Below are 25,369 nucleotides of genomic sequence, written 5' to 3'. Positions count from 1 at the left end.
GTTCAAGAAAGACCCTGCAACAGCGAGTACTCCTCTTATAACAACTTTAGCCGATATAATCGGAACGGGCATTTTTCTGGGGATAGCACATTTAATGCTTGGTTGATATATGAACCAAGTGCACAATTCATCTAACAGCGGCTATGCGGTTCGGGTGAGTACTGCCCTCACCCAAATTGCCCCACGCTGCCTTTCGACAGGTGCAGGGAGCAGCTTCGGACAACTTCGCATAGCCACAGAACGTTATACCAAATAATAAGGAGAAGCCAGCATCTTCATAAATACCAAAAAGTTCCCAGCCCTCAAACTTTCGGCTTTAAAATGAAGTAAAATAACAAGGAGAGAAGAAATTATTTTCCTTTGTTAATAAGAGCTTCTTTATTTCCTACTTTCTTCCACCATTCATCTATTTCATCTTTTCTAAATCTGCATTGATTAGCAATTTTCACGGCGGAGATTTTGCCTTCCTTGCCATCTTATCAAAAGTAAACTTCCCTTTTCCCAAATATTCTACAGTCCCCTCGAGGATCACCTTTCTAACTGCCAAAATTTATACCACATAAGGCAGAGAAAAGCAAAAAGTCAATCTAATCTCCAAGCCTCTAGATTTATAGTTATACATCACCCCATCCACCTTTCTACCAAAAATGGAACCTTCAAATACTAAAATATCCCCCAAAAGTCTTTCTTTTCCCTCTGTAATAATTCGGTTCACAATTTACGGTCAGCGATCGTAGTCCGTCTCGCTACTTTCTGCTTTATGGTTCCTTAGTATATGTGTAAGTTCAATAAATCAGGGGAGGAGTTTTTAATCTGAACTTTGGCTTGCCATTACCACATACCGTTAAGTAATATTAAAAGAATTTCGCAAAATAAAAGCAATGCGACCGAGGATAAAATTTTTAATTAAACATGACGCCTGAGAATAGAAGGGGAAGACCAATCTCTCTTATAAGCCTAATGCTTTTTGCTTGGTCCTTCAGTCAGTTAATGGTTAAGCCTCCATTCTCGCCGAAAGAGAGGGATCCTCACTACTTCCTCTCAAGAGACGGATTAAGGCTCTATTACAAAGAGTTTGTTCTCAAGAAGGAGATCCGCGGGATAGTAATGATCACCCCGGGCATCGGCGGAATAAGAGAGGGAGATTACAATAAATTGGGTGAGTTACTCTCAGGAGAAGGTTTCGCCCTCTATATCCTCCATCCCCGGGGTACGGGATACTCCGAAGGCAAAAGAGGGGATATTTCGGACTTTGATCTACTCCTAAAAGACTTCAGGGACTTCGTCAAAAAACTTGAGGAAAAACACCCGAAAAAGCCTTTATTTTTGTTCGGGCACAGCCTGGGGGGTGCTATAGCCATCCAGCTTGGAGCAGACCTGGGGAGAGAGATCGCCGGCGTCATCCTAATAAATCCTGCCTATCGCTATTCAAAGCGATCTGGACCATCCTTCTGGACCTACATCTATTATGCCTTCAACTACATCTTCCGCCCATCCGCCCTTACCGTGGATATGAAAGGAGACCCGAGGAAGATAAGGCATCCCGAAGATAGAAAAGAGGCTATAGCGCGAGCTAAAGATCCCCTTATCGTCAAGAAGTTCAGTATGAGATACCTCACAGGCGCGAGAAAAATTATGGATAAATCAGCGGAAAATGCCAAACTCATCAAAAAACCGCTCCTTTTGATCTACGGAGCACAAGACGAGATTATAGACCATAGCGGAAGCGAAGAGATATTCAAGAACTGGAAATGCGGTAATAAAAAGAAGGTGATCCTGAAAGAAGGGGGCCATGGGATACATACGGTAAATATGAGTCTCACGATTATAGGGAAATCCCAACTTCTCCGTCTATTTCAAAAACCAAAGGTTAAAACCATTTTGTCAAAAAAATCGTTCAAATATATGCGGTAAACGAGTAAGAATCAAATCTAAGGAGGACAACATGAAGCTTAAGGGATTAGTTGGTTTGATATTGGGGATTGTTCTGGCGGTTTTCGGGATGATCAATCTCTCGAAAGGAAGCCCCGGAGGAATAGTAATGCTATCCATTGGGGTAGCACTCATCTATTTAGGGTTTAGAGGGGGAAGGACAGCTCTCCTCGTCTTTGGCCATACCTGCATCATCCTCGGATGCTTCCTCATTACCTGGGGAATATACCTTCTACCTTATGCAAAACCTACCATATCTCATATCTTTGGCCTTCCTCTCTTTTGGGGCTTGTTCTCTTTGATGGGTGGGATTTGCGCTAACTACCACGGATTCTGCCGGTGTGTCAGAGAAGGATGAAAAAGCAGGGATCGGCTCTTAGTTTTAAACTTATGGCGCTTTCGTTCAAGCTGCGCGACCTCCTCCTACCGAGAATGAAGATCTTGGAAGAGGTGGGGATCGAGCCCGGCTTTAGCGTGCTCGATTATGGAGTAGGACCGGGAAGCTATATCATCCCCACCTCAAGATTGGTAGGGGAGAAGGGTAAGGTCTATGCCCTTGACATCAACCCGTTAGCAATTGAGAGGGTTCAAAGGATCATCGAGAAGAAAGGGCTTACCAATGTTGAGACCATCCATTCCGATTGCAAAACGGGTTTGCCGGACGAAAGCATCGATGTCATCCTCCTCTACGACACCTTCCACGAGATAGATAACCCAACTGAACTACTCGCTGAGCTATACCGGGTATTGAAGCCTAACGGCATCCTTTCCTTCAGCGATCACCATATGAGGGAGAAAGAGATATTGTCCCAGCTGACGAGCGGAGGATTATTCCAGCTATCAAAAAAGGGCGAAAGGACCTATAGCTTCTCGAAAGTAAAACGGAAAACAGAATAACTCTTCTTTAGCTGGAATCGGAACCAGAGCCTAATTGGTTGGCGGAAGAGAGAGCATAAGCGATCATCTCCACCGGAGGGACACCTCGTATCTCCCCGGAAGAGGTAGTGTATATCCGACAACAGGAGCCCCCTTCAGAAGGCTCGACTCCCGCCACATCCTCTTCGTTGACCAGGATGGTAGGAGAGCCATAACGCCGTACATAAGAAGGGCTTTCGGGATTACTCCGACCACCGGAAGGGAATGTGTTTTTCTCCCTTTATCTCTGATATACTGTTTGGAGGAAGGAAAATAAGTTCGAGTTTGGAAAACTACTCTGTGTGGCAGACCGTGGAAGGACAAAATAAGATGAAGAAACGGAGGAATAGCAATATGTTTCTTCCAACGATCATAATGGCGATACTCGCTTTGGTTCTTCTCCTCGTAGGGTATTACAAAGGGGAAGGGAAGCACATTGTTGGGATGAGGCTCGCTTTTAATATGACGGTGGAGATCCTTCCCCTACTTATCCTCGCCTTCATAGTGGCTGGTATGGTGCAGGTCCTTCTCCCGCGAGAGCTCCTTTCACAGTGGATAGGGGCGGAGGCAGGCATCAGGGGGATACTGATCGGCACCATTGCTGGGGCGCTAACCCCGGGGGGACCCTATGTCAGTCTTCCTACCGTGGTTGTCTTCCTCCGTTCTGGCGCAAGCATAGGAACTATGGTTGCCTTCCTCACCGGATGGTCGTTGTGGGCAGTTAGTCGCCTACCGATGGAAGTGGGAATATTAGGTTGGAGGTTCACCCTGATCCGTCTTGCGAGCACCTTCTTTTTTCCTCCAATCGCTGGATTGATAGCGGAGGCTCTCTCCACCGGCCTCAAATGAATAGGAGGCTTTCAAACTTTTAGGAGTTCAAATTTGAAAACCTCCGGGGTATTATAAACTCGATTTTTGGTAGTGAAAGAAGGAGGAGACGATGCAGGAAGTAGCAGTAATCGAAAGATATCTAAGGGCAAGATACCTGTTTTTTAAATGGCGTTATAGCTTAACCGCGGCAAATAAGCTCATACTCGCATTTGGGATGGCTTGCTTAACCGGACTTTTAGCCCGGATCTACATCCCCTTACCCTTTACCCCGGTGCCCATCACCGGTCAGGTTTTAGGCGTCCTCCTAAGTGGGGTAATCTGTGGCGGACTGTTTGGTTCGATCAGTCAGATGATCTATGTGGGTTTGGGGATAGCTGGAATGCCCTGGTTCGCCGGGGGGGCATCGGGCTCCTTAGCCACCTTCATCTCTCCTACGGGAGGGTATTTCATCGGTTTTATCATCGCTCCCCTGATAGTCGGGCGATATATAGATAGATATATCTCCGCTCGTAGCTTCCTCTCTCAGCTGAAGTATATGATGCTTGGGGTGGGGATCATTTATCTCTTTGGGGCAACTGTTCTGGCACTTGCTATAAAAGCTGGTTTCTTAGAGGCACTGGTTAAAGGGGTGATACCCTTCATCCTCGTCGATCTGGTGAAAGCAGTTATAGCTGCCGCTGTTAGTACCTCTATTCTTCCCAAGGCTTCGTATAACGGGGAGGTGGATAGGTCGAAATACCTCCATCGGAAATACTGATAATATGCGCATCCGAGCCCATCACCTCTTATGCCTTCAGGGGTTCCAAGGATATGGATATAGCCGGGATTTCGTAGGTACTATGGCTCAAGTGGTGAAGGAGATAAATTCCTCCCCCCATTTGGAAATAGAGATAATCGATAAATGTGATGTTATCTGTTCTTCTTGCCCTCACCAAGAGAAGGGAATATGCAGGCGGAATCCAGACTCTGATGAGAGGACAAGGGGGACAGATGGATATATCTTAAGGCGGTTAGGGTTAAAGGCAGGGGTGAGGGTTAAAGTTGAAGATATCTTTCATCTTGCCAATGAAAGGTTGAAAAACAGCTCCGATATCGAGCGTATATGCGGAAAGTGCGGGTGGAGAGAAAAATGTCTCTGGTTTCTCTCCCAGAAAAATACCTCGGAGGATAAAAACTCCCTCCCTCCTCCCAAGGAGAAGCTCCTCTAATAAGGAAGAAAAAACAGTACACCGTCCTTTGTTTAGAGGAGGCAGAGAATAATATTTATTGATCCTGCTACTTCGCTCCCCTCCGCCATACAGCGATAGTACAGAAGCCCCCGAGGAGGGCAATCAAGCCCCAGAAAAGCGGATCTGTGAGGACTGCCTTAAAGCTTGCCGAGCCCTTTATCCCCCAGGTAATGACATAGCAACCAACGACAAAAAAGATATGGGCTACGATAAGCCCGCCACTTGATCTTTTAGCCATTTGAACCCCTCCTTTTGCTAAAGGAATACCAGAGAGGGAATCACATTGTCAAGGGATAAATTACGACAAATAAAAAGAGGGAGTTACAACCGATAAAATCAAAAAGTACTCCGACCACGCGCTTCTCTACTTCGAGGTCCAGCGAGTATAAAACTCTGCGCATATATCGGTAGGCAAAGGAAAAGACCAGATGCCTCTCCTCCTCAATTACCGGGCAAAAATAAAGGGTACACCCTTTTGAAAAAGAGGACTATTTCTTTTTGTTAATGAGTTACTTTATCTCAGCCTTGAAGGGTATCACCCCTTTGAGCTGCTCCTTCCTCAGAATATCCCTTACCTTGATCTCAGAGAGACCAAGTCTCCCCGAAATCTCGCCAGCATCGATGGCTTCCTCCTTCCGCAACATCGCAAAGGCAAACTCGAGGACCCTCTTTCTGATATTCATTCCCTTTTTCCCGAAGTAGATCATCAATGAACCACCGCCAGCAAACATAAGGAAACCAAGGATAGCTCCTCCAGGATCATTGGTCACCGGCTCCACGGCAAAGTTCCCTATCAGGCTGAGAACAGCGATGCTTACTAAAATGATCCCTCCTACAAATAGCTTCATAGTACCACCCTCCCTAAATCGTTAGACATTTATTGGTTACAAAAGATAAACCATTCCGGATAACACTGAAGCACCTAAAATTGAGGAGCCAGATAAGTTAGCACGAGGAGCTCTCTAAGATGGTGATGATCCAGTGAGGTGGAAGGATAACAAGTTTCCTTCTTTTAATCTGGGCAGGCAAGCGTCGGAAACTTAAAGAGGAATTACCTCCAGATAAGTATTCGGTACCAGTGGCTCTCCTTGATAAATTCAAAAACCCCCAATTTCAAATTGATAATACCGAAGAAAAAAGTCATTTGTCAAACATAAACGCCATAGTGAATGTAAGGGTAGCAAAAATGCGAAGTTCACGAAAAAACTAAGAGAAGTCGGTCTTCATCCTTGGTGAGGCTATATTCCTCAAGCAGATCGATAACAGTAATTGAGCTACCAAAAAATCTTGAACCCATCGGGAAGGGTGGGTTCAAGTCGTATTCTCAAATCAGTCTTATCTCATCTGCCTCATATCCTCTAAAAGAGCCTCGAGGTCCTCCTCGTGCTCTATCTCATCCTCAAGGATATCAAGAACCATATTATAGGTGATAGGATCCTTATCCTTAACCATATCGAGCAGTTTAGAATAAACCTCAATGGCACACTGCTCACCCTTCACATTCTGCTCTAAAACCTTCCTCACCGAAGGATCCGCAGGAGCTTCATAGCCACAATTGGTCATCTTATACCAATCCTCCGGCTTAAGGATCGGCGTCCCCCCAAGCTTGATGATCCTATCAACGAGCATCCCCGCGTGTTTAAGCTCATCCCCGGCATGCTCCTCAAGCTCGGCAACCACCGCTCCCCGCATAGGACCTACTACTACCTTCGCTCCAATCCAATATTGATAATAGGCAAGCCACTCATCAGCAAGCGCCTTGTTCAGAAGCTCTATCAACTTGTCCACATTGACCCCTATTATCTCTCTTCCCTTGGTTCCCATCTTGCTACCTCCTTAATCTTTAAGAGGGATGAAAGACAAAGAAAAAATCCGTCTTCTTACTCTAATTCATTGTAGCTGAAATAGAAGAGGGAAAGCAACAAGGAAATATCCTATTTTGTTAACCGCCAGGTTTTTCCGCGCTCACGAACAGAGAAGGACCGATCAGCCACCTCCCCCAACTAAGTAAAGCAACCAGATTGGAAAAACCATATACCAGTTGAGCAAAAACCCTCTTCCTGAAGCTAAACTTCCCTTCCGAAGGATCGTTCAGAGATAACACCGAATTCGACACCGCAATTTTGACAAATCCCGTTTCCTTAAGAAGGCGCTCTATCGATCTCCTATCAAAGGAGTAAAGATGAAAAACAGAGGGGTCGAAAGAACCGAATCTCTCCCATACACCGCCGAGGAAGGAAAAGAATTTATGGCAGGCGATTTGGAAGGCTCCATTAGGAAAACGAAGAAAAAGACCGCCACCGGGCCTCAACACCCGGTGAACCTCAACCAATGTGGCTTTTGGGTCTGGCAAGTGATCAAGGACATTCCATAAAGTGACCACATCGAAGAAATCATCGGGATAATGAGCCTCCTCAAGAGAGCCCTCAAATATCTCTAAATTGAACTTTTCCTTGGCGAAAGTCACCGCCTCCTTCGAGATCTCCACTCCATAACACTCCCACGAGCGTTCGGTACAGAGCCTGAGAAAAAAGCCGTGCCCGGCGCCGATATCCAATAGGCGGTTTAGCCTTCGGAAATTATCTAACAATTTTATGTAGTGCCGAAAAAGCGCTCTCCTACTCGCCGAGAGATCCTCTGGCTGATACTCCTGTTCATAACGCTGACGGATAACGGCAGTTGACTCCCTAATATTCCGATAAACAAGACCACACCTTTCACAACGGACAATCCCCTCTCTCCGTCCATCAGGGAGCTCCCTAAGATGAAAGAGCAACCTCCCCTCGTCAGCACCACATAGGTTACAGACTACATAATCCCTGCTTCCTGGTGACATACAACCTTTCCTTTAACCTTGATCATTGAATGCAAAACACGAACTTTTTTTATTATACTCAATGTGGAGAGAAAACCAACGCTTCACCTCTACCCAAGGAAGGGCCCTCCACTTTATTTCGTTTTTATCTCAGATCGTTGAACCTTGAGACAAATTACCCTCTATGTTAGTCTGTATGGGACGCTCAAAATCCTATTCCTATGCGGTAAGAATTCCTGCCGTTCTCAGATGGCGGAGGGGTGGACGCGTCACCTCAAGGGTGATGAGATAGAACCTTATTCCGCAGGAATAACTCCTCACAGGCTTGATCCCCTTGCAGTCAAGGTAATGGCTGAGGCAGGGGTGGATATCTCCCACCAAAGATCGAAACCTATAGATGAGGTTAAAAACATCGGGTTCGACTATGTGATCACCGTCTGCAGTGAAGCGGAGGAGAATTGCCCCCTCTTCCCGGGTGGGGTCAAACTATGTCATATCTACTTCGATGATCCTCCTGAACTTGTCTCTTCTCTCAAGGACGAAGAGGAAGCACTCTTTCATTACCGCCGGGTCCGGGACGAGATAAGGAAATTTGTAGAGAAGCTGCCTGAGATACTTGCCGAGCTTTGCCTTTAAAGCTATAAGTAAGAGGGCTTGGTCTTAATCAAAGTCAAGCCCTTCAGCAGGGAAAAATGGATCTGCCGCCTACTCCTCAGGCGAAAATTCATCCTTCCCCGCACCACAAATGGGACAGACCCAATCATCGGGGAGATCCTCAAATGGGGTCCCTGGGGCTATGTTATTATCGGGATCCCCTTCCGCAGGATCGTAAACATAGCCACATACATCGCAAATATACTTCTTCATCTTTTCCCTCTTTTCTTTATTTATTGATTCCCCCTATAGGTTGGCGCCTTCTTCGGGCTCTTGCCTCTCTTCTTCTCGTGGTAGAAGGCATAGGTAAGGGGTTTTCCTTTCCTCAACACCTCAGCAGAGACAAGTTCACCCACAAATATGGTATGACTGCCCATATCAAGCTTATCTATCACCTTCGCCTCTAAGATAGAGAGTGCGTTATCGGTCACCAAGGGGCAGCCAGTAGCCCCCTTCTTAAAGGTCACTTGGGCGAGCTTATCCACCTCCTTTCCCGACTTGAAGCCGAAAAGCCCGATGAATTCCACCGGAGTATCCTCATCAAGGATGGATACCGCAAAGGCGCCACTTTTTGCAATGTATTCGTGGGTCAGGTTTTCCTTGTTGATACTCACCGCAAGACGAGCGGGCTCGGCAGTAACCTGAAACACGGTATTCGCTATCTGTCCGTTCAGCTTACCATCACTATGGGAGGTAACTACATATAGTCCATAGCTTATGCTCCATAAGGCTTTAAGATCCAGCTCATTCTCCATCACTTCCCCTCCTTTGTATCCTCGAGCATTACCAGGTCCACCGGCTTTGGTCCCTTGACCGAGAGGAAGAACGCGGGTTCATCCCCGATGTTCTCAAAGGAATGGGGGATATCCATCCTCCCCTGAACAAGATCACCCTTTACCGCTACTATCTCCTTATCTCCCACCCTGAACTTGATCCTTCCCTTAAGAACGAAGAAGAGCTCATCGGTAGTAGGATGCTTGTGGAGGGGAACCCTCTTTCCCACCGGAAGATTGTAGATGTAAGGGGCGATAGCCTGGTAATCCCCGAAGAAGGGATTTACATCCACCTCATCCCCATAAGAGACCTTCTCTCCGTAATGCATATGTAGCTTCGCAAAATCGGGGGACACCTCCACGAATTTTTCCCGCGGGGCACCGCAGTTGGGGCACTTATCCGGTGGCTCTTCCCCCTGATGGATGTAGCCACATACGGTACAACGCCATCTTTTCATCCCACCTTCTCCTTTATCCTCTTGCCGATCAAGGCTCCAAAGGATCTGCACTCCTTGAGGGCATCTCTATCCGGGACATACTTCACCTTGATGCCCTCGCCCACCACCTCCACCTTCATCGCCTTAAGGATATCCTCGACCTGTCTCACCGCTTCACCACTCCAGCCATACGAGCCAAAAGAAGCCCCCACCAAATTTTGAGGCTTAAGCCCCTTAAGGTAACAGAGGAGATCCGCCACCGTAGGGAACATATTGTTGTTTATAGTAGGCGAACCTACCACCAGGGCACCAGCAGAAAGTATCTCGGTGGCGACATCGCTCCGGTGAGAGGAACGAAGAGGCATCAATTTGATGCTTCCACCAGAGGAAGCAATCCCCTCACCGATAGCCCGTGCCATAAGAGCAGTGCTACCCCACATCGTATCGTAGGCGATCACCGCCTTCATCGTCGGTTTCTGGTTTGCCCATATCCCATATAAGTCGAGTATCCGCCCGATATCCTTCCGCCAGATCGGTCCATGGTCCGGCGCTATCATCTTTATGCCAAGAGCGAGTTTCGTCACCCGTTCAAGAAGCTTCAACACAAATGAGGAGAAAGGAAGAAGGATGTTGGCGAAATACTTCGCCCCTTCGAACTCCAGAATGTCGCTTGGTACCTCATCGGCAAACCGTTCGCTGGTGGCAAGGTGCATCCCGAAGGCATCCTGAGAGAAGAGGATCCCCTCATCAGCCAGGTAGCTGAACATACTCTCGGGCCAATGAAGCATCTTGGTCTCGATAAAGGTGAGCTTCATATTGCCCAAACTGATGCTTTCCCCATCTTTAACCGGAACTAGCCTCTCTTGAGAATGGAAATGCTCGGCGAGGGTCTTCACCCCCATCGCAGAGGTGAATACCTTCTCCGGCTTTGCCAGCTCTATTACCTCGGGGAGTGCCCCGGAATGGTCCATCTCTGAGTGATTGGAAACTATATAGTCTATCTTTTCTGGCTCAATGACCGAGGCGATACGGGCGATGAGCTCATCCTTAAACGGAGCCTTCACCGTATCGATCAGGGTCACCTTGTCGGCGAGAATGAGGTAGGCATTGTAGGTGGTTCCTCTTTTAGTGGAGTAACCATGAAAGTCGCGGATCGCCCAATCGATCGCCCCTACCCAATAGACATTCTCGCTTATCTCAACCGCTTTAAAAACTTCACTCATCCCTACACCTCAAGGTTTTCTTACTAATCTTCCTGATGAAATCCAGGCGACAACAGGCTTCTCTCCTCTTATCCTCAACCGATGTCAAGACCTGTTGCCGCCTTTCTTTAAATCTCCTCTTTTCAGTTATTTCTTCGCTATCTCGATGTCCTCAAGGATCGCCTGGAGGTCCTCCTCGTGCTCCACCTCATCGGAGAGGATCTTCAATACCATATGGTAGGTAACTGGATCCTTGTCCTTTACCAGCTTGAGGAGCTTGTTATATACCTCGATGGCGCACTGCTCACCCTTCACATTCTGCTTTAAGATCGCCACCACCGAGGGATCAACCGGTGCCTCGTAGCCACAATTGGAGAGTTTAAACCAATTTTTGGGATTGATGATAGGGGTACCACCGAGCTGAATGATCCTCTCCGCTCCCTCCCCATCCAAATAGGGTTCTCATTGTCCCTCCCCTGCGGTATCCGAGGAGAGGGTTGCCTTTCTCTTTCCCAATTCCCTGTCGAGCATCAAAAGGCCATTTCCGGAATCGCCGATTCGCTCAAGCATCTGCACCACCTTCAAGGTGGAATCCTCCTCCTCCACCTGCTCGGTAACGAACCATTGAAGAAGGGCTTTCGCCGGATAATCCTTTTCCTTTTCGGCAAGCTCGACCAGCTCGTTTATGGTAGAGGTGATAAACTTCTCGTGTTCGTAAGCATCCTTGAACGCCTCAAGAGGAGATGCCCACTCCTTCTTTGGCTTTGAAAGGGCGGGAAGCTCCACCCTGCCACCGCGCTCATTGATGTGATTGAAGAACTTCATCGCATGAACGATCTCCTCTATGGTCTGCGCTCTCATCCAGTTCGCCATCCCATCCAAGCCGAGTGAATGGAAATAAGCAGCCATCGAGAAATAGAGGTAAGCGGATTCAAGTTCATTCTTTATCTGCTCGTTAAACGCACGCTCCATCCTCTTCCCGATCATCAAGAACCTCCCTTCCATAACCCGTGGATGTTGCAGAACTCCCGAGCGGAGACCTTCTCCGTCTCGATCTCGAAGATAGCCTCGGGGGCATCGCCCGGGGTCAAGAACTTGCGGTAGGACCTATCATCGGCGATCAGCTGAACCCACTCGATATGGTGCTTTTCCTCCATCGGGTGAGGAATGCTCCCCACCTTTACCTTAAGCCCCTTTTCGGTTTTCTCAATTACGGGAACATGCTTTTCATAACCCTGCTCCTCCGTCTGTTCCTCGAAGAGCTTCATCGGCTGGCCACAGCAGACAAGCTGCCCTTTTCCCGGGTGGAGCACCTCTACGATGTTCCCGCAGACCTCACATTTATGAATCTGAAACCTCTTGGTCATTACTTCCTCCTTATGTTAACTTTTTGTGGCAGAACCACCAATCGAAGCAGGTGTACTTCTTAGTCCTTTCCTTCGCCGTCTTCTCATCGAGCGGAGGTGGTACGATAACCTCGTCCTTCACCAGTTCGTTGTTGGGCCAGTTCGCCGGGATAGCGACCTTATGTTTATCCGATATCTGGAAGCCTTTCACCATCCGCAGTATCTCATCCATATTCCGCCCAAGCTCCTGCGGATAGTAGAGGATAGCTCTTATCACCGCTTTGGGATCGACGATGAAGACCGCTCGTACTGTGTTCGTCCCCTTCCCCGGATGGATAAGTCCGAGAAGGGAAGAGACCTTTCCCGTATCCGATATGATGGGGAACTTGATCTCGACATCGAGCTTGTCCCTGATCCACTCAACCCATTTAATATGGGAGAACACCTGGTCCACGCTCAGACCAATTAACTCGCAATCCAATTTCTTGAACTCGTCATACCTCTTCTGGAAAGCGACAAACTCGGTGGTGCATACCGGGGTGAAATCAGCCGGGTGGCTGAACAGAATGAACCATTTACCGGCAAAGGCATCGGGAAGGGTGAGAGCCCCCTGGGTCGTTTGTACCTCAAGCCTGGGGAACTTATCCCCAATAAGCGGCATCTTTTTCTCCATCTCTCCCATAACCAAACCTCCCTTTCTCTGTTTTTTAAAAATGTAATTAACAAACCACGAAGAAGATTATTCCTTCGAGCCTTTCCCTTCCTTCAGGCACTTAGGGCACAAGCCAACGAGTTCAAATCTGTAGCCGATTATCTTGTAAGGAGTTGCCTTACGAACATTATCCGTAATGGGAAACGGTATGTCAACATAAATATCGTCCACCCGACCACAGCGGATACAGCAGATATGATGATGGGGCTTAATATCACCATCGAACCTCTTGGGACCACCTCCCATCTCGAGCTTCTTTATAATTCCCTCCTTGGCGAGCATCTCGAGATTCCGATACACAGTAGCTAAACTGATGCGGGGAAGCTTCTTTCTCACCACCTCGTAAACCTCATCCGCGGTGGGGTGAGTTTTCATCTTCCTAAGCTCCTCAAGAATAACTCTTCGCTGTCTTGTCACCCTAAACTCTTCTTTTTCTCCCAATCCTTCCTCCTTTTGAAAATAATAATCATTATCAAATATAATGCCGGATATCCCCTTTGTCAAGCTTTTTCGAAAGTTTTAGAAAAAAAGATACATTAAAAAAATGTGTTCGCAATGAATAGCAATGAGAGTCGGCTGCAGAACCGAAACCAAGGGGTTTGAGTTAAAAGTAGATTTGTTCTATACTATAAAAAATATAAAACGGAACTTAACATTTAAGGAGGACAATTTATGAGCCCCAAAATTAAACTTTATGAGCAAGGGCTGGAGAAGTATCCCAAGGGGGAGATAGTCTTCAACAATGTCCTTTTCATCCTGCTGATCGCCTTGGGTACCATCGCCTGTCGTTTCATACATCCCATTCTCGGCTGGATCTACCTCTCCTTCGCCATCGTGACGGTCGGCATCGTGCTCCGAAGACTGGTCTGCACCAATTGTTACTACTACGATAAATGGTGCTCCATCGGTTGAGGGAAACTATCCGCTCTTTTCTTTAGCCGGGGCGATATTGAAGGGTTCAACGAAAGCGTCGGACTGAAACTTGCCCCGGCTGTCTATGGACTTTTAATGGCTGTTCCCCTCATTTTGACCGTCTTCTCAATATTTCAAAGATTCACCACCTCAAAAGTGGTGGTATTATCGCTTCTTCTCTTATTATCGTTTTATAACGGACCGATCGGCAGGAAAAAGGGTTGTACCAGGTGCAGGATGAGGCTTATTTGTCCGGGAAGCGCGGTAAGGGGAGAGAAGATTAACTGAACTTTATCCCTCCTTCTGCGGCGATGAATATGTCTTGGACGCAGGCTGTGGTTTAGGAAAGGTAACCGTCGGGGTAGCCAAACTCCTTACGGAGGGGAGGGTAGTCGGTATCGATATCTGGGATAAGCTTGATATAAAAGGTATCTCGCCCAGACAGGCTTACCAAAATGCAGAAATCGAGGCGGTAAAGGATAAGGTGGAATTCAAGACCGGTAATGTGCTTAATATCCCCTTCTTGAACAATTCTTTCGATGTAGTAACCGCCGGAGGTTCGTTGCTTTCTTTCTCAAGTAATAAAAAGAGGCCCAAAGCCCTATCCGAGATCCTCAGGGTGCTCAAACCAGGAGGTAAATTCTTGCTAATGGAACCACTACGGACTCCATTAACCCTTATATTATCCCCTGGAATGGCTTGGAAGTTCCTCTCAAGGAGAAACTGCCTCAATCTCTTGAATAGGGCTGGGTTTATAAACCTCAAAGAGGATTACCGGGATATTATGGGATATTTCCTCGCTAAAAAACCACAAGAAAAGTACAGATGAAAGAGAAAAAAGTAAGCAAACAGTATAAGATATGGGCGGAAAGCTATAACTATGACAAAGTAAAGCTGTTTGAAAAGGCAGAGGTTGACTACTATGAATTTATGACATCTTTCATAGAAATTTGCGCCTTAAAACCAGGGATGAAGATATTGGATGTAGGCGCCGGAACCGGGTTAACCAGCATCTTCCTTGCCAGGGCTCTTTCAGGGAACTTTAGGATACTGGCAATCGAGCCTTCGGGCGAGATGCTCGAGAGAGCGAAGTCAAACATCGAAAAGGAAGGGCTCAGAGATATAATTCTCATCGTGAAAGCCAAGGGAGAGGATATACCATTTGAAGATGAGTGCTACGATCTGATAACCTCCACCTTTGCCATCCGGCATATGGAAGTGGAAAAGGCTTTAACCGAATTCAAAAGGGTCTTAAAACCGGAAGGAAAGATCGTTATCGCTGATATTGCTGCCCCAGAAAAATGGAGAACCCTTGGGGGAAGAATTTTCTCGTTCCTTATCACCCTTTTCTTAAGTCTCAAAGGGAAGTACAAAGGCGAGGCAGAATCGAAGGTGCTTACCGTAGCTGAATGGAAAGATTTAATTGGCAGGATGGGGCTTATAATCGTTCAACTTAAGGAGTTCCCCGGGAAGAAAGACCCGGAATGGGCGCTGAAACGGGTTATACTATCTCTCTGTAAGTTATAAAATAACAAACCATCTTCTTACTTGAAAGCCAAATTTTTAGGCCCATTTTGAACCTTACCTGGTTGACTTGGTAAATGGGGAAAGATATCATAAAGGCAGATGCTGTGATTCAGGAGAAAGAAACATGTTTACAAAAATAAAGAAGAGAGATGGACGAGTAGTTGAATTCGATGCTCAAAAGATCACTACCGCAATAAAAAAAGCGGGCGAGGCGACCGGGGAGTTCGGTGAAGAGATCGCTAAAAAGCTCACCCTTAGGGTCCTAAACTTAGCCCAGCAGATAATCACTCACAGGATCCCCACGGTAGAGGAGATCCAGGATATCGTTGAGGAAATCCTCCTCTCATCCCCCTACAAGAAAACAGCAAAGGCTTACATAATCTACCGCGATCAACACGCGAAGATAAGGGAAATTGTCTCCAAGGCAGGAGTGGACTTGATCGATCTATACTTAGAGAAGCTGGACTGGCAGGTAAACGAAAATAGCAATATGGCTTACTCCCTTCAGGGGTTGAACAATTACATCTCCTCGGAGATAAGCAAGATTTACTGGTTGAACAAGATATACCCTCCGGAAATAAGGGAAGCTCACCTCGAAGGTGACTTTCACATCCATGATTTAAATATGCTTTCCACCTACTGCGTCGGCTGGGATCTCAATGACCTGCTACTCCAGGGCTTTAAAGGCGCAGCGGGTAAAGTGGAAAGCAAACCAGCTAAACATCTACGAAGTGCTCTTGGGCAAATCGTAAATTTCTTTTATACCTTGCAAGGCGAAGCTGCTGGCGCACAGGCTTTCTCCCATTTCGATACCTTCCTCGCTCCCTTTATTCGATACGATAACCTGTCCTATCCCGAGGTGAAACAGGCTTTGCAGGAGTTTATCTTCAACATAAATGTACCCACACGAGTGGGGTTCCAAACACCGTTTACAAACATTACTATGGACCTAAAGGTCCCCAAGATGTACGCCGACTCACCTGTGGTGATAGGCGGGGAATTAAAGAGGGCAACCTATGGGGACTTCCAAGAGGAAATGAACATCTTGAACCGTGCCTTCCTCGAAGTGCTCTCAGAGGGGGACGCCAAGGGCAGGGTCTTCACCTTCCCCATCCCAACTTATAACATCACCCACGACTTTGACTGGGATGATCCTAATTTGAAGACCCTATGGCAGGTCACTGCTAAATATGGAATACCTTATTTCTCCAATTTCATAAATTCCGATATGTCTCCTGAAGATGCACGCTCAATGTGTTGTCGTCTCAGATTAGACCTTAGAAAACTGGAGAAGAGAGGCGGTGGGTTATTTGGAGCCAATCCATTAACCGGCTCGATAGGTGTGGTCACCATAAATATGGCACGGTTGGGGTACCTCTCGAAGGACGAAAGCGAGTTTATGAAACGCTTAGAAAGATTGATGATACTTGCCAAGGGGAGCCTGGAGATAAAAAGAAAGGTTTTAGAGAAACTCACGGAGAAGGAGCTTTATCCTTATGCGAGATTCTATCTCCGCAATGTGAAAAAGAGGTTCGGGGAATACTGGAAGAACCACTTCTCCACCATTGGGCTAATCGGGATGAACGAAGCCTGTCTCAACCTACTGGGGGTGAATATTGGAAAAGAGGAAGGAAGAAGATTCGCCATAAAGGTCCTCGATTTTATGCGGGAAAAGCTCCTCTCCTTCCAGGAGGAGACAGGTAACAATTACAACATCGAGGCAACCCCAGCTGAGGGAACATCATACAGGCTGGCGAAAATAGATAAGGAGAAATACCCCCGGATAATATGCGCCAACGAGGAGGAGTGGAGGAAGGGAGCGGAGCCTTTCTACACCAACTCCACCCAGCTCCCGGTAAACTACACCGACGACATCTTCGAGGTGCTTGACCTGCAGGATGAGATCCAAAGAAAATATACCGGCGGTACCGTCCTACACATCTACATTGGAGAGCAAATCAAGGACCCCGAAAGTGTAAAGATCCTGGTGCGAAAGATATGTGAGAATTATCATCTACCTTACTTCACCATCACCCCGACTTTCAGCATTTGCCCTGCCCACGGCTATCTCCCGGGGGAACAAGAAAGATGTCCCAAGTGTGAAGCACGATGCGAGGTTTACTCCCGCGTCGTGGGCTATCTCCGTCCAATAAACCAATGGAATGAAGGTAAGAAGGAAGAATTCAAACTGAGAAAAGCTTTTAACATAAAGGGGTAGCCGTGCATATCGGCGGTTTTCAAAGATTCTCGTTAATAGAGTACCCAACCAAGATATCCGCTATTGTATTCACTCAGGGCTGTAACTTCAGATGTCCTTACTGCCATAACCCCGAGCTCGTTGACCCAAGATTCTTCGAACAGCCGATCGCAGAAGAAGCCGTATTTTCCTTTTTAGAAAAGCGAAAGGGGAAGATCGATGCTATCTCAATAACTGGGGGAGAGCCTACCTTACAAGAGGACCTCACGGAGTTTATTCGCAGGATAAAGAGTATGGGATATCTGGTAAAGCTTGATACCAACGGAAGCAACCCAGAGGTTTTAGAGCAGATAATAGGCGAAGGACTTGTTGACTACATAGCAATGGATATCAAAGCTCCCCTCAGCCGGTATCGGGAAGTGGTAGAAAGAGAGATAGATGGAGAGATAATAAGAAAGAGCATAGATATAATTGCCTCTTCAGGGGTAAGCTACGAATTCAGAACCACCTTAGTCAAACCACTGTTGTCAAAACAGGATATCTTGGATATAGGGAAGACCATCAAGGGCGTTAAAAACTACATCTTGCAACGGTTCGTACCATCAAAGACCCTGGCAAACGGGACCTTAAAGCTATCTCCCTTCCCTATGGCTGAGATGGAACTACTGAGGGAGGAGCTCCGCAGACACGGTGTCGGCTGCATCCTCCGGTGAAAGAAAATGCCTGATATCTCCTTTAAATCCAAATGGAAACACACCCCAACTATAAATTCCAAGCTAACCTTTTACCCCATAAACATTTATCATCATCCCCAGATGAAACACATCGAGCAACCTCAATATAGGCTTAACGGGTAGATATTTAGCTAACCCCTTCCCCAGAGGTAGTCTCTTAGCTATCGATCTTGGACTAATTCTTGAGACCCATTGAATCTCGCGCACCATGAAACCATATTTACCCAAAAGCAAGGAGAGGCTCTTAGGGGTGAAGAAGTTAAGATGAGAAGGAGGAGCGATGTACGGGTCCTTCTCCTGAAGGATAAGGCGAAAGATACTTGCAAAGTTGGGCAGGGCTATCGCCAACACTCCACCACCAGTGAGCAAGCGATAGGCTTTTTCAACCCATAGATTAACATCCCAAGCATGTTCCAATATCTGGCTCATCAGGACAACATCGTAGCTCTCCTTCTCAGCCGAGAAATCCTCAAATGAGGTAGGCAAGGGCTTGAGCCCTGTCATCTCTTCTGCAATTGCTCTTTCGGTGGTAGCGAACTCAAGGGGGGTAACCTCAAATCCAAATCTCAGTGCTTCCCTTGAAAAGAAACCATAGCCACAGCCAACATCCAAAAATCTTCTGCGCCCTTTAGCGGGTTCAGCCCCCAGAATATCTATGATCGTTTTGATCATTCTCTTGGCATCGATTGTTGAGTTTGGATATTCCTCCTCGCTTCTCAAAACCTCAGCAAGGGATCTATGCCCCCTATCTCCATGTCCCCGCTTGGAATAGAAACTCCTTAAGTACTCCAGGGTAGGTCTTGGATTAACGAAAGCGAAACCACAGCCATTACAAAGAACAATATTGAAATCTCCAAAGGAAGTGGTTTTGGTCTTCCAATGCCTGAAATCAGACGAGCAGACGGGACAGGAATCAAGGAAAATTGTCTTCATTATCAAGATCTCTGCTATATTATCCTATAGCGATGGTAGCAGATAAGTAAGTCTCCTTCAAGGAGATACTGCAGAACCCATCCGCTCCTTTTGGCAAAAGAGCCCTTGGAATTTGAAGAAGAACCTCGTATAATAAGCGTTGCAACTATGGATGTAAAAGAGAAGGTCGTAAAAGCAGAAAAAAGGATAAGACCCCACATCAGAAGAACACCGCTTGAGTTCTCGCCCTATCTCAGCAAGCTATGCAATTCCAACATCTACCTCAAATTGGAGAACGAGCAGTTGACCGGTGCTTTCAAGATAAGGGGGGCGATGAACAAGCTCCTTTCTCTATCCGAGGAGGAGAAGGAGCGGGGCATAGTAACCGCCTCAAGCGGAAATCATGGCTTGGCAGTTGCCTACAGCCTTAAGAAACTCGGTATCAAGGGTACCATCTTCCTTCCGGAAAACGCCTCCAGGGCAAAGGTCGAAGCTCTAAGCTACTATGATGCCCCGGTGAAATTTTACGGTACTGACTGCGTCGAGACCGAAGCCTATGCCCGGAAGGAGGCAGAGGAAAGGGGGATGATATTCATCCCTCCCTATAACGACCCGGAGATAATCGGCGGTCAGGGGACGATAGGGTTTGAGCTTCTGGAGGAACTTCCGGAAGTGGATGCGGTTCTCGTCCCGGTTGGCGGTGGTGGGCTCATCTCCGGAATAGGGGGATACCTGAAGGAGGAAAAGAAAAAGATAAGGGTCTTCGGTTGCCAACCGCTTGCCTCTCCGGTGATGTATGAATCGGTCAAAGCGGGAAGGATCACCGAGATGAAGAGCGAGGAAACCCTCTCCGATGGAACCGCTGGGGGCATCGAGCCCGGGGCGATAACCTTCGATCTCTGTAAGAAGTATGTCGATGACTACTTCCTCTTAACCGAGGAGGAGATAAAGGAGGCGATCTATCTCATCTTAGAAAAACATCATAAGGTGATCGAGGGGGCTTCTGCCCTCCCTGTTGCCGCCCTCCTCAAAGAGAGGAAGCGATTTAAAAACCAAAACATCGCTCTCATCATCTCCGGAAGTAATATCGGCATCGAGAAGTTAAAGGAGATAATAACCGCCAGAGAATAGCTCTCTCATACCACATAAATAGTAATTTGACAGAAAGAGCCCTCCTTAGATAGACTAATTTTGTCTTGATAAGAGCAACAATAATGGAGTTTAGATTGGGGAATGAATAAAAAAGTTCTTAAATCATACCTTAAGAAGATAGGGGACATAGCCAGTCGAGGGGACGCGCGTGAAGAAAGCTACTATTCAACGCTGGAGGATTTGCTTAATGAATACGCAAGATCCAGTAAGAAGGACAATATTAAGATCACCGTTCTCCCGAAAAAAACGGAGGCAGGAAATCCGGATTTCCGAGTCTGGGATGGTAAGGAACACATCGTAGGCTATATCGAGGCGAAAAAACCTGGCGAGAACCTGGACCACATAGAAGAAAGCGAACAGCTTAAGCGCTACCGCCACACCTTTCCCAACCTAATATTGACCGATTTCTTCGAGTTCAGGCTATACCGCAATGGAGAAAGGATGAAGAGCGTCTCAATCGGAAGACCCTTCATTGCTCAGGAACTAAAAACCACCCCACCACTTGAGAAAGAAAAAGAATTTCTCAACCTGCTCGAGAGCTTCTTCTCCTTTTCCCTGCCCAAGGTATATGATGCGAAATCGCTTGCTATTGAACTGGCAAAAAGAACCCGCTTCCTCCGGGATGCAGTGGTAAAGGAGGAGCTGAGGGAAGAAGAAAGAAAGGAAAAAGGCTTCATTTTAGGATTTTACGAGGCATTTAAGAAATATCTCATCGGCACCCTCGAAAAGGAGGATTTTGCCGATCTCTACTCCCAAACCGTCACTTATGGGCTTTTCGCTGCCCGTACCCGGTCAGCTAATGGGTTCAATCGGAAGCTTGCCTACGATATGATCCCTCACACCATCGGTATATTAAGGGAGATATTCAGGTTCATCTCTTTAGAAGACCTGCCGAAGCAGATGGAATGGATTATAGATGACATCTCCGAGGTGCTTTCGGTAGCCGATGTAAACAAAATATTGGATGATTATTTCCACAAAGGGAAAGGGAAGGATCCGATAGTCCATTTTTATGAGACCTTCCTTGCTCACTACGATCCAGAGACAAGAGAGAAAAGAGGCGTCTATTACACCCCGGAGCCGGTCGTCTCCTACATCGTCCGCTCCCTTCATCTAATACTCAAGGAGCGTTTTGGCAAGCGGGATGGCTTTGCCGACAGTTCGGTTACCGTGCTCGACCCAGCAGCGGGAACCCTTACCTTCTTGGCGGAAGCAGCGAAGCTGGCAGTAGAGGAGTTCATCTCGAAATATGGCGAGGGAGGGAAAGAGAACTTTATAAAAGAGCACATCCTTAAGAACTTCTACGGCTTTGAGCTGATGATGGCACCCTATGCAGTAGGGCACCTTAAGATGTCGTTTCTCCTTGAGGAGCTGGGCTATAGACTGCAGGAGGACGATAGGTTTAAACTCTATCTCACCAATACGCTGGAGATGGAAGAACTCGCCAAAAGCTCCCTTCCCGGGATGTCTTCCCTCGCTGAGGAATCACATTTGGCAGGCAAGGTGAAGAAAGAACAGCCAATCTTGGTGGTGCTCGGCAACCCCCCTTATTCGGGCCATTCCGCCAATGTAAGTGAGTGGATATCTGAGAAGATCAAAACCTACTACAAGGTAGATGGGAAACCTCTGGGCGAGAAGAACCCTAAGTGGCTACAGGATGATTATGTAAAGTTCATCCGCTTTGCCCAGTGGAAGATCGATCAGAATGGCGAGGGGATATTGGGCTTCATCACCAATCATAGCTACCTCGACAACCCCACCTTCCGCGGGATGCGGCAGTCGTTGATGGATAGCTTTAACGAAATCTATCTCCTCGACCTCCACGGCAATAGCCTAAAGAAGGAGAAATGCCCCGATGGCTCCAAGGACGAGAATGTGTTTGACATAAGGCAGGGGGTGGCGATTGCCCTCTTTATAAAGAAGAAAGGGGAAACGGGTTATAAGGTCTATCATTGGGAGATATGGGGATTAAGAGAGAAAAAATATAACTGGCTTTCAGGAAACGATATTAAGACAACCCCTTGGCAGAGTTTATCGCCGAGATCAGAATTTTACCTCTTCAAGCCGAGAGATGAACGGCTTTTAGAAAAATACGCCCAATATCCCAAAATAACTGAAATCCTCCCGGTAAATAGTGTGGGGATAGTCACCGGGAGAGACAGATTTGTAATTGATTTTAATAAAGAAACACTTAAAAGACGCCTTAGGATGTTTCGCGATGATAAAAAAAACTCCGATGAATCTATTAGGCAGACATTCAACTTAAAGGACAAACCAAACTGGATACTCAAAGATGTCCGAGAAAATGTGAGAAAGGATGATAAGTGGGAAGATTCTATAACAAAGATTTTATATAGACCCTTTGATATTCAATGGATCTTTTATCACGATGAAATGATTGAGCGTCCCCGTAAAAATGTTATGCGCCATATGCTCAAGGAAAACCTGGGGCTGATTACAGCAAGACAAATGGATAAGTCAGGGATAGAACCTGTTTTCGTAGCAAATTCGATAATAGATGCCCATTCTATAACTTCTGCCGTCTCAATTTCTAATATTTCTCCCCTCTACCTTTACCCCAGCACAGGCGAAAAAGACCTGCTGACGAAGATGGTACCATCAGGCAAGAAAGAACCAAATATCAACCCCAAGCTGTTCGATGCCCTCGCTAAAACCTACGGGGTAAAACCAACGCCGGAGGAGATTTTCTACTACATTTATGGGGTCCTCTATTCCAACACCTATCGAACCAACTACGCCGAGTTCTTAAAGATCGACTTCCCCCGAATCCCCTTCACCGCCGATCATCAATTGTTTAAAAAGATAGGGGACTATGGCAAAAGACTGGTCGACCTCCATCTCCTTAAATCGCCTGAACTCGACCCACCGATCGCCAAGTTCCAGGGCAAAGGCGATAACCTGGTGAAGAAGGTAGCCTACGATAAAAAGACCGCCCGGGTATATATCAACAAAGCGCAGTATTTCGAAGAGGTGGAAGAGAAGGTCTGGGGGTACCAGATAGGAGGCTACCAGGTCCCCTATAAATGGCTCAAGGATAGAAAGGGACGAAGACTCTCCGCTGACGATATAAAACTCTACTGTCAAATTATTACCGCCCTTAAAAAGACGATTGAAATCCAGCAGGCGATCGATAACATCTATCAAGAGGTAGAAAAGGAGACAATCGAGTTCCAAGAAATAAGCAAAAACAGATGACCAAAAAATACCGCTTAAGAAACCTTCATTGTGCCTCTTGCACTTCAGATATCGAGAAGAGCCTGAAAGTGGTGAAGCCGGGGGAAAAGATCCCCCTTGATGGCGAGGTAATAGCGGGTAGCCCCTAAGGGGATACCTCTGCGATATATAGGGAACCGTGGTTCACCTCGCGGTAGATGGGCTATACGCAGGCTACCTCATCATCTCCGATGAGCTCAATGTGGGAGGCGGTTTTCGCTGATGTGGGTGTTTCCCTTAACTATGAGAAGAGATTTGTGAATCATTAACATAAGTCTCATCACCACGAAAAAGAGTCCACATTGTGTTTTTGAAAACTATGATAATATTTTATTAAGGAGAATCAAAAATGGCGGAAAAGGAAAAACTGAATATGTTCTGTTACCAGTGCTCCCAGACTGCCTGGGGAACTGGCTGCACTATAAGGGGGGTATGCGGGAAGCTACCTACGGTCGCCCGCCTGCAGGACAACCTGATATTTGCTTCCAAAGGGATGGCAGCCTATCTCTACCATGCCCGGGAGTTGGGATATAGCGACCCCGAAATAGACGCTTTCTTAGAGCGAGTGTTCTACGCCACCTTCACCAATGTAAACTTCGATGCAGAATCGTTCGTTGAGCTCGCCGTCGAGGCGGGCAGGATGAATATAAAGACGATGGAACTCCTTAAAAAGGCGCACATAGAGACCTTCGGTGATCCAGAGCCAACCAAGGTTCAAACGGGAACAGTAAGGGGAAAGGGGATAATCGTAACCGGACATGGCCTCAAGGCGCTTGGGGAACTCCTAAAGCAAACAGAGGGAACGGGGATAAACATCTACACCCACTCGGAGATGCTCCCCGCCCATGGATACCCTGGCCTCAAGAAATACAAACACCTGGTAGGAAACTTAGGGAAAGCCTGGTTCGATCAAAAACAGCTCTTCTCGAAATATCCGGTAGCCATTCTCGGTACTTCGAACTGCGTACTGATACCCAAGGAAGACTACCGGGACCGGATGTTCACCACCGGACCGGCAAGGCTCCCCGGAGTGAAACACATTGCAGGATACGACTATTCCCCGGTTATCGAGATGGCTAAGGCCCTCCCCGAACTCCCCGAAGAAGCCGGAGAGGTGGTTCTCACCACCGGATATTCCAAATCATCCATTCTCTCCCTCGCTGGTAAGATAAAACAATTAGTGGAAGCAGGGAAAATCCGCCATTTCTTCCTCGTTGGAGGCTGCGACTCTCCGCTAAAGAAAGCCACCTATTACCGCGAGTTCGTGGAAAGGCTTCCGAGGGATACGATTGTCTTCACCCTCGCCTGCGGAAAGTTCCGGATCAACGACCTTGATTTAGGCGATATCGAGGGTATCCCCAGACTGATCGACCTCGGGCAGTGCAACGATTCCATCGTCGCCATCGAGATTGCACTCGCCTTCGCCGAGGCTTTCGGGGTAGGGGTAAATGAGCTACCCCTCACCCTGGTAATAAGTTGGATGGAACAGAAGGCGGTGGCTATCCTCTGGAGCCTCCTCTCCCTCAACATAAAGGGGATATATTTAGGACCCATCATCCCTGCCTGGGTGAACGACGAGATACTACAGGTCCTCAAGGAGAGATACGACCTCCGATTGATAGGAGACCCAGAGGAGGATATCAAGGAGATACTCGGCTGAAAGAGGACGCCTAAAAACAAAAATCAATTTTCTCAGGGAGTTATCTCCCTGAGTTTTTATTGATCAAAGACGAAGACTCCCCTTCCCCAATACCGCTTATCATCAATATCAAGATAAACTCACCAACAAAGCGGTTGCGGAGAGGGAAAAGGAGGTGTAAACTCCTTCGATAAGGAGCTTTTTGGGTTCGGAAAA

Annotated in this window: 30 protein-coding genes; 15 read left to right on the top strand and 15 right to left on the bottom strand. The window is 47.0% G+C overall.

Annotation, left to right across the window (positions count from 1 at the left end; all coding sequences use genetic code 11):
- The first annotated feature begins 960 nt into the window (after positions 1-960).
- The 3 genes from J7L64_03080 to J7L64_03070 all read left to right on the top strand — a co-directional run bounded on the left by J7L64_03080 (position 961) and on the right by J7L64_03070 (position 2,829).
- Positions 961-1,914, top strand: coding sequence for an alpha/beta fold hydrolase (locus tag J7L64_03080; GenBank protein MCD6451337.1), 954 nt, complete (start codon positions 961-963; stop codon positions 1,912-1,914).
- A 127-nt stretch (positions 1,915-2,041) separates the two neighbouring features.
- Positions 2,042-2,290, top strand: coding sequence for a hypothetical protein (locus J7L64_03075; protein MCD6451336.1), 249 nt, complete (start codon positions 2,042-2,044; stop codon positions 2,288-2,290).
- Positions 2,291-2,322: 32 nt separating this feature from the next.
- Positions 2,323-2,829, top strand: a complete 507-nt coding sequence (locus J7L64_03070) for a class I SAM-dependent methyltransferase (GenBank protein MCD6451335.1) — start codon at positions 2,323-2,325, stop codon at positions 2,827-2,829.
- A gap of 7 nt (positions 2,830-2,836) precedes the next feature.
- Here the strand turns inward: J7L64_03070 and J7L64_03065 are convergent, their stop codons facing one another.
- On the bottom strand, positions 2,837-2,986 hold the full coding sequence (locus J7L64_03065; GenBank protein MCD6451334.1) for a hypothetical protein: 150 nt from the start codon (positions 2,984-2,986) through the stop codon (positions 2,837-2,839).
- 191 nt (positions 2,987-3,177) lie between these two features.
- Between J7L64_03065 and J7L64_03060 the strand changes: the two genes are divergently transcribed.
- The 3 genes from J7L64_03060 to J7L64_03050 all read left to right on the top strand — a co-directional run bounded on the left by J7L64_03060 (position 3,178) and on the right by J7L64_03050 (position 4,886).
- Positions 3,178-3,696, top strand: a complete 519-nt coding sequence (locus J7L64_03060; protein ID MCD6451333.1) for a permease — start codon at positions 3,178-3,180, stop codon at positions 3,694-3,696.
- A 91-nt stretch (positions 3,697-3,787) separates the two neighbouring features.
- Positions 3,788-4,435 (top strand): biotin transporter BioY, encoded by a 648-nt coding sequence (locus J7L64_03055; protein MCD6451332.1) that lies wholly within the window; start codon positions 3,788-3,790, stop codon positions 4,433-4,435.
- Positions 4,436-4,439: 4 nt separating this feature from the next.
- Entirely contained in the window at positions 4,440-4,886 is a 447-nt protein-coding gene (locus tag J7L64_03050) for a DUF1284 domain-containing protein (GenBank protein ID MCD6451331.1), read from the top strand.
- A 67-nt stretch (positions 4,887-4,953) separates the two neighbouring features.
- Here J7L64_03050 and J7L64_03045 read toward each other — a convergent pair whose 3' ends face one another.
- The 4 genes from J7L64_03045 to J7L64_03030 form a co-directional block, all read right to left on the bottom strand.
- On the bottom strand, positions 4,954-5,145 hold the full coding sequence (locus tag J7L64_03045; GenBank protein MCD6451330.1) for a hypothetical protein: 192 nt from the start codon (positions 5,143-5,145) through the stop codon (positions 4,954-4,956).
- Between the two features lie 271 nt (positions 5,146-5,416).
- Positions 5,417-5,755 (bottom strand): hypothetical protein, encoded by a 339-nt coding sequence (locus J7L64_03040; protein MCD6451329.1) that lies wholly within the window; start codon positions 5,753-5,755, stop codon positions 5,417-5,419.
- A gap of 487 nt (positions 5,756-6,242) precedes the next feature.
- Positions 6,243-6,731, bottom strand: coding sequence for a ferritin (locus J7L64_03035; GenBank protein ID MCD6451328.1), 489 nt, complete (start codon positions 6,729-6,731; stop codon positions 6,243-6,245).
- A 118-nt stretch (positions 6,732-6,849) separates the two neighbouring features.
- Positions 6,850-7,743, bottom strand: a complete 894-nt coding sequence (locus J7L64_03030; GenBank protein ID MCD6451327.1) for a class I SAM-dependent methyltransferase — start codon at positions 7,741-7,743, stop codon at positions 6,850-6,852.
- Positions 7,744-7,914: 171 nt separating this feature from the next.
- On the opposite strand from J7L64_03030, the gene J7L64_03025 reads away from it, so the two are divergent.
- On the top strand, positions 7,915-8,358 hold the full coding sequence (locus J7L64_03025) for an arsenate reductase ArsC (protein MCD6451326.1): 444 nt from the start codon (positions 7,915-7,917) through the stop codon (positions 8,356-8,358).
- Between the two features lie 69 nt (positions 8,359-8,427).
- Here the strand turns inward: J7L64_03025 and J7L64_03020 are convergent, their stop codons facing one another.
- The 9 genes from J7L64_03020 to J7L64_02980 all read right to left on the bottom strand — a co-directional run bounded on the left by J7L64_03020 (position 8,428) and on the right by J7L64_02980 (position 13,287).
- Positions 8,428-8,589 carry a rubredoxin gene (locus tag J7L64_03020; protein MCD6451325.1) on the bottom strand — a complete coding sequence of 54 codons (162 nt, stop codon included), beginning with the start codon at positions 8,587-8,589 and terminating at the stop codon, positions 8,428-8,430.
- A 20-nt stretch (positions 8,590-8,609) separates the two neighbouring features.
- A complete protein-coding gene (locus J7L64_03015; GenBank protein MCD6451324.1) occupies positions 8,610-9,119 on the bottom strand; it encodes a flavin reductase in 510 nt (169 codons plus the stop codon).
- Between the two features lie 11 nt (positions 9,120-9,130).
- Complete coding sequence (locus J7L64_03010; GenBank protein ID MCD6451323.1) at positions 9,131-9,607, bottom strand: cupin domain-containing protein; 477 nt, start codon at positions 9,605-9,607, stop codon at positions 9,131-9,133.
- On the bottom strand, positions 9,604-10,809 hold the full coding sequence (locus J7L64_03005; protein MCD6451322.1) for a flavodoxin domain-containing protein: 1,206 nt from the start codon (positions 10,807-10,809) through the stop codon (positions 9,604-9,606). Before J7L64_03005 ends, J7L64_03010 begins: the two co-directional genes overlap by 4 nt.
- A 126-nt stretch (positions 10,810-10,935) precedes the next feature.
- Positions 10,936-11,241, bottom strand: coding sequence for a hypothetical protein (locus J7L64_03000; GenBank protein MCD6451321.1), 306 nt, complete (start codon positions 11,239-11,241; stop codon positions 10,936-10,938).
- A gap of 9 nt (positions 11,242-11,250) precedes the next feature.
- Positions 11,251-11,775 (bottom strand): ferritin, encoded by a 525-nt coding sequence (locus J7L64_02995; protein MCD6451320.1) that lies wholly within the window; start codon positions 11,773-11,775, stop codon positions 11,251-11,253.
- Positions 11,775-12,155: a desulfoferrodoxin gene (locus tag J7L64_02990; GenBank protein MCD6451319.1), complete on the bottom strand. Its 381-nt coding sequence runs from the start codon at positions 12,153-12,155 to the stop codon at positions 11,775-11,777. The genes J7L64_02995 and J7L64_02990 overlap by 1 nt, the downstream gene beginning before the upstream one ends.
- 10 nt (positions 12,156-12,165) lie before the next feature.
- Positions 12,166-12,807: a peroxiredoxin gene (locus J7L64_02985; protein ID MCD6451318.1), complete on the bottom strand. Its 642-nt coding sequence runs from the start codon at positions 12,805-12,807 to the stop codon at positions 12,166-12,168.
- Positions 12,808-12,873: 66 nt separating this feature from the next.
- Complete coding sequence (locus J7L64_02980; GenBank protein ID MCD6451317.1) at positions 12,874-13,287, bottom strand: transcriptional repressor; 414 nt, start codon at positions 13,285-13,287, stop codon at positions 12,874-12,876.
- Between the two features lie 231 nt (positions 13,288-13,518).
- On the opposite strand from J7L64_02980, the gene J7L64_02975 reads away from it, so the two are divergent.
- The 5 genes from J7L64_02975 to J7L64_02955 all read left to right on the top strand — a co-directional run bounded on the left by J7L64_02975 (position 13,519) and on the right by J7L64_02955 (position 18,195).
- Entirely contained in the window at positions 13,519-13,758 is a 240-nt protein-coding gene (locus tag J7L64_02975) for a hypothetical protein (GenBank protein MCD6451316.1), read from the top strand.
- A 322-nt stretch (positions 13,759-14,080) separates the two neighbouring features.
- The gene (locus J7L64_02970; protein MCD6451315.1) at positions 14,081-14,587 is read left to right on the top strand and encodes a class I SAM-dependent methyltransferase; all 507 of its coding nucleotides are present in this window, start codon (positions 14,081-14,083) and stop codon (positions 14,585-14,587) included.
- Positions 14,584-15,285 (top strand): class I SAM-dependent methyltransferase, encoded by a 702-nt coding sequence (locus tag J7L64_02965; protein MCD6451314.1) that lies wholly within the window; start codon positions 14,584-14,586, stop codon positions 15,283-15,285. The genes J7L64_02970 and J7L64_02965 overlap by 4 nt, the downstream gene beginning before the upstream one ends.
- A 124-nt stretch (positions 15,286-15,409) precedes the next feature.
- The gene (locus J7L64_02960) at positions 15,410-17,503 is read left to right on the top strand and encodes a ribonucleoside triphosphate reductase (GenBank protein ID MCD6451313.1); all 2,094 of its coding nucleotides are present in this window, start codon (positions 15,410-15,412) and stop codon (positions 17,501-17,503) included.
- Positions 17,504-17,505: 2 nt separating this feature from the next.
- Positions 17,506-18,195 (top strand): anaerobic ribonucleoside-triphosphate reductase activating protein, encoded by a 690-nt coding sequence (locus J7L64_02955; GenBank protein ID MCD6451312.1) that lies wholly within the window; start codon positions 17,506-17,508, stop codon positions 18,193-18,195.
- A gap of 63 nt (positions 18,196-18,258) precedes the next feature.
- On the opposite strand, the gene J7L64_02950 is transcribed toward J7L64_02955, so the two are convergent.
- Positions 18,259-19,149 carry a class I SAM-dependent methyltransferase gene (locus J7L64_02950; GenBank protein ID MCD6451311.1) on the bottom strand — a complete coding sequence of 297 codons (891 nt, stop codon included), beginning with the start codon at positions 19,147-19,149 and terminating at the stop codon, positions 18,259-18,261.
- A gap of 147 nt (positions 19,150-19,296) precedes the next feature.
- Between J7L64_02950 and J7L64_02945 the strand changes: the two genes are divergently transcribed.
- From J7L64_02945 to hcp, 3 genes are all read left to right on the top strand, one after another.
- Positions 19,297-20,259: a threonine/serine dehydratase gene (locus J7L64_02945; protein MCD6451310.1), complete on the top strand. Its 963-nt coding sequence runs from the start codon at positions 19,297-19,299 to the stop codon at positions 20,257-20,259.
- A gap of 102 nt (positions 20,260-20,361) precedes the next feature.
- Entirely contained in the window at positions 20,362-23,496 is a 3,135-nt protein-coding gene (locus tag J7L64_02940) for an N-6 DNA methylase (GenBank protein MCD6451309.1), read from the top strand.
- 391 nt (positions 23,497-23,887) lie between these two features.
- The gene (gene hcp / locus J7L64_02935) at positions 23,888-25,174 is read left to right on the top strand and encodes a hydroxylamine reductase (GenBank protein MCD6451308.1); all 1,287 of its coding nucleotides are present in this window, start codon (positions 23,888-23,890) and stop codon (positions 25,172-25,174) included.
- Positions 25,175-25,369: the final 195 nt, after the last annotated feature.

The sequence above is a fragment of the Acidobacteriota bacterium genome (assembly GCA_021161905.1).
Classification (GTDB): domain Bacteria; phylum Acidobacteriota; class B3-B38; order Guanabaribacteriales; family JAGGZT01; genus JAGGZT01.
The sequence above is the reverse complement of the archived record's forward strand: the minus strand, read 5'-3'. Positions and strand labels throughout refer to the sequence as shown.

Coding starts and splice junctions, on each gene's coding strand:
- J7L64_03080 (MCD6451337.1), top strand. CDS start 961: ATGCTTTTTGCTTGGTCCTTCAGTCAGTTAATGGTTAAGCCTCCATTC.
- J7L64_03075 (MCD6451336.1), top strand. CDS start 2,042: ATGCTATCCATTGGGGTAGCACTCATCTATTTAGGGTTTAGAGGGGGA.
- J7L64_03070 (MCD6451335.1), top strand. CDS start 2,323: ATGGCGCTTTCGTTCAAGCTGCGCGACCTCCTCCTACCGAGAATGAAG.
- J7L64_03060 (MCD6451333.1), top strand. CDS start 3,178: ATGAAGAAACGGAGGAATAGCAATATGTTTCTTCCAACGATCATAATG.
- J7L64_03055 (MCD6451332.1), top strand. CDS start 3,788: ATGCAGGAAGTAGCAGTAATCGAAAGATATCTAAGGGCAAGATACCTG.
- J7L64_03050 (MCD6451331.1), top strand. CDS start 4,440: ATGCGCATCCGAGCCCATCACCTCTTATGCCTTCAGGGGTTCCAAGGA.
- J7L64_03045 (MCD6451330.1), bottom strand. CDS start 5,145: ATGGCTAAAAGATCAAGTGGCGGGCTTATCGTAGCCCATATCTTTTTT.
- J7L64_03040 (MCD6451329.1), bottom strand. CDS start 5,755: ATGAAGCTATTTGTAGGAGGGATCATTTTAGTAAGCATCGCTGTTCTC.
- J7L64_03035 (MCD6451328.1), bottom strand. CDS start 6,731: ATGGGAACCAAGGGAAGAGAGATAATAGGGGTCAATGTGGACAAGTTG.
- J7L64_03030 (MCD6451327.1), bottom strand. CDS start 7,743: ATGTCACCAGGAAGCAGGGATTATGTAGTCTGTAACCTATGTGGTGCT.
- J7L64_03020 (MCD6451325.1), bottom strand. CDS start 8,589: ATGAAGAAGTATATTTGCGATGTATGTGGCTATGTTTACGATCCTGCG.
- J7L64_03010 (MCD6451323.1), bottom strand. CDS start 9,607: ATGAAAAGATGGCGTTGTACCGTATGTGGCTACATCCATCAGGGGGAA.
- J7L64_03005 (MCD6451322.1), bottom strand. CDS start 10,809: ATGAGTGAAGTTTTTAAAGCGGTTGAGATAAGCGAGAATGTCTATTGG.
- J7L64_02995 (MCD6451320.1), bottom strand. CDS start 11,775: ATGATCGGGAAGAGGATGGAGCGTGCGTTTAACGAGCAGATAAAGAAT.
- J7L64_02990 (MCD6451319.1), bottom strand. CDS start 12,155: ATGACCAAGAGGTTTCAGATTCATAAATGTGAGGTCTGCGGGAACATC.
- J7L64_02985 (MCD6451318.1), bottom strand. CDS start 12,807: ATGGAGAAAAAGATGCCGCTTATTGGGGATAAGTTCCCCAGGCTTGAG.
- J7L64_02975 (MCD6451316.1), top strand. CDS start 13,519: ATGAGCCCCAAAATTAAACTTTATGAGCAAGGGCTGGAGAAGTATCCC.
- J7L64_02965 (MCD6451314.1), top strand. CDS start 14,584: ATGAAAGAGAAAAAAGTAAGCAAACAGTATAAGATATGGGCGGAAAGC.
- J7L64_02960 (MCD6451313.1), top strand. CDS start 15,410: ATGTTTACAAAAATAAAGAAGAGAGATGGACGAGTAGTTGAATTCGAT.
- J7L64_02950 (MCD6451311.1), bottom strand. CDS start 19,149: ATGAAGACAATTTTCCTTGATTCCTGTCCCGTCTGCTCGTCTGATTTC.
- J7L64_02945 (MCD6451310.1), top strand. CDS start 19,297: ATGGATGTAAAAGAGAAGGTCGTAAAAGCAGAAAAAAGGATAAGACCC.
- J7L64_02940 (MCD6451309.1), top strand. CDS start 20,362: ATGAATAAAAAAGTTCTTAAATCATACCTTAAGAAGATAGGGGACATA.
- hcp (MCD6451308.1), top strand. CDS start 23,888: ATGTTCTGTTACCAGTGCTCCCAGACTGCCTGGGGAACTGGCTGCACT.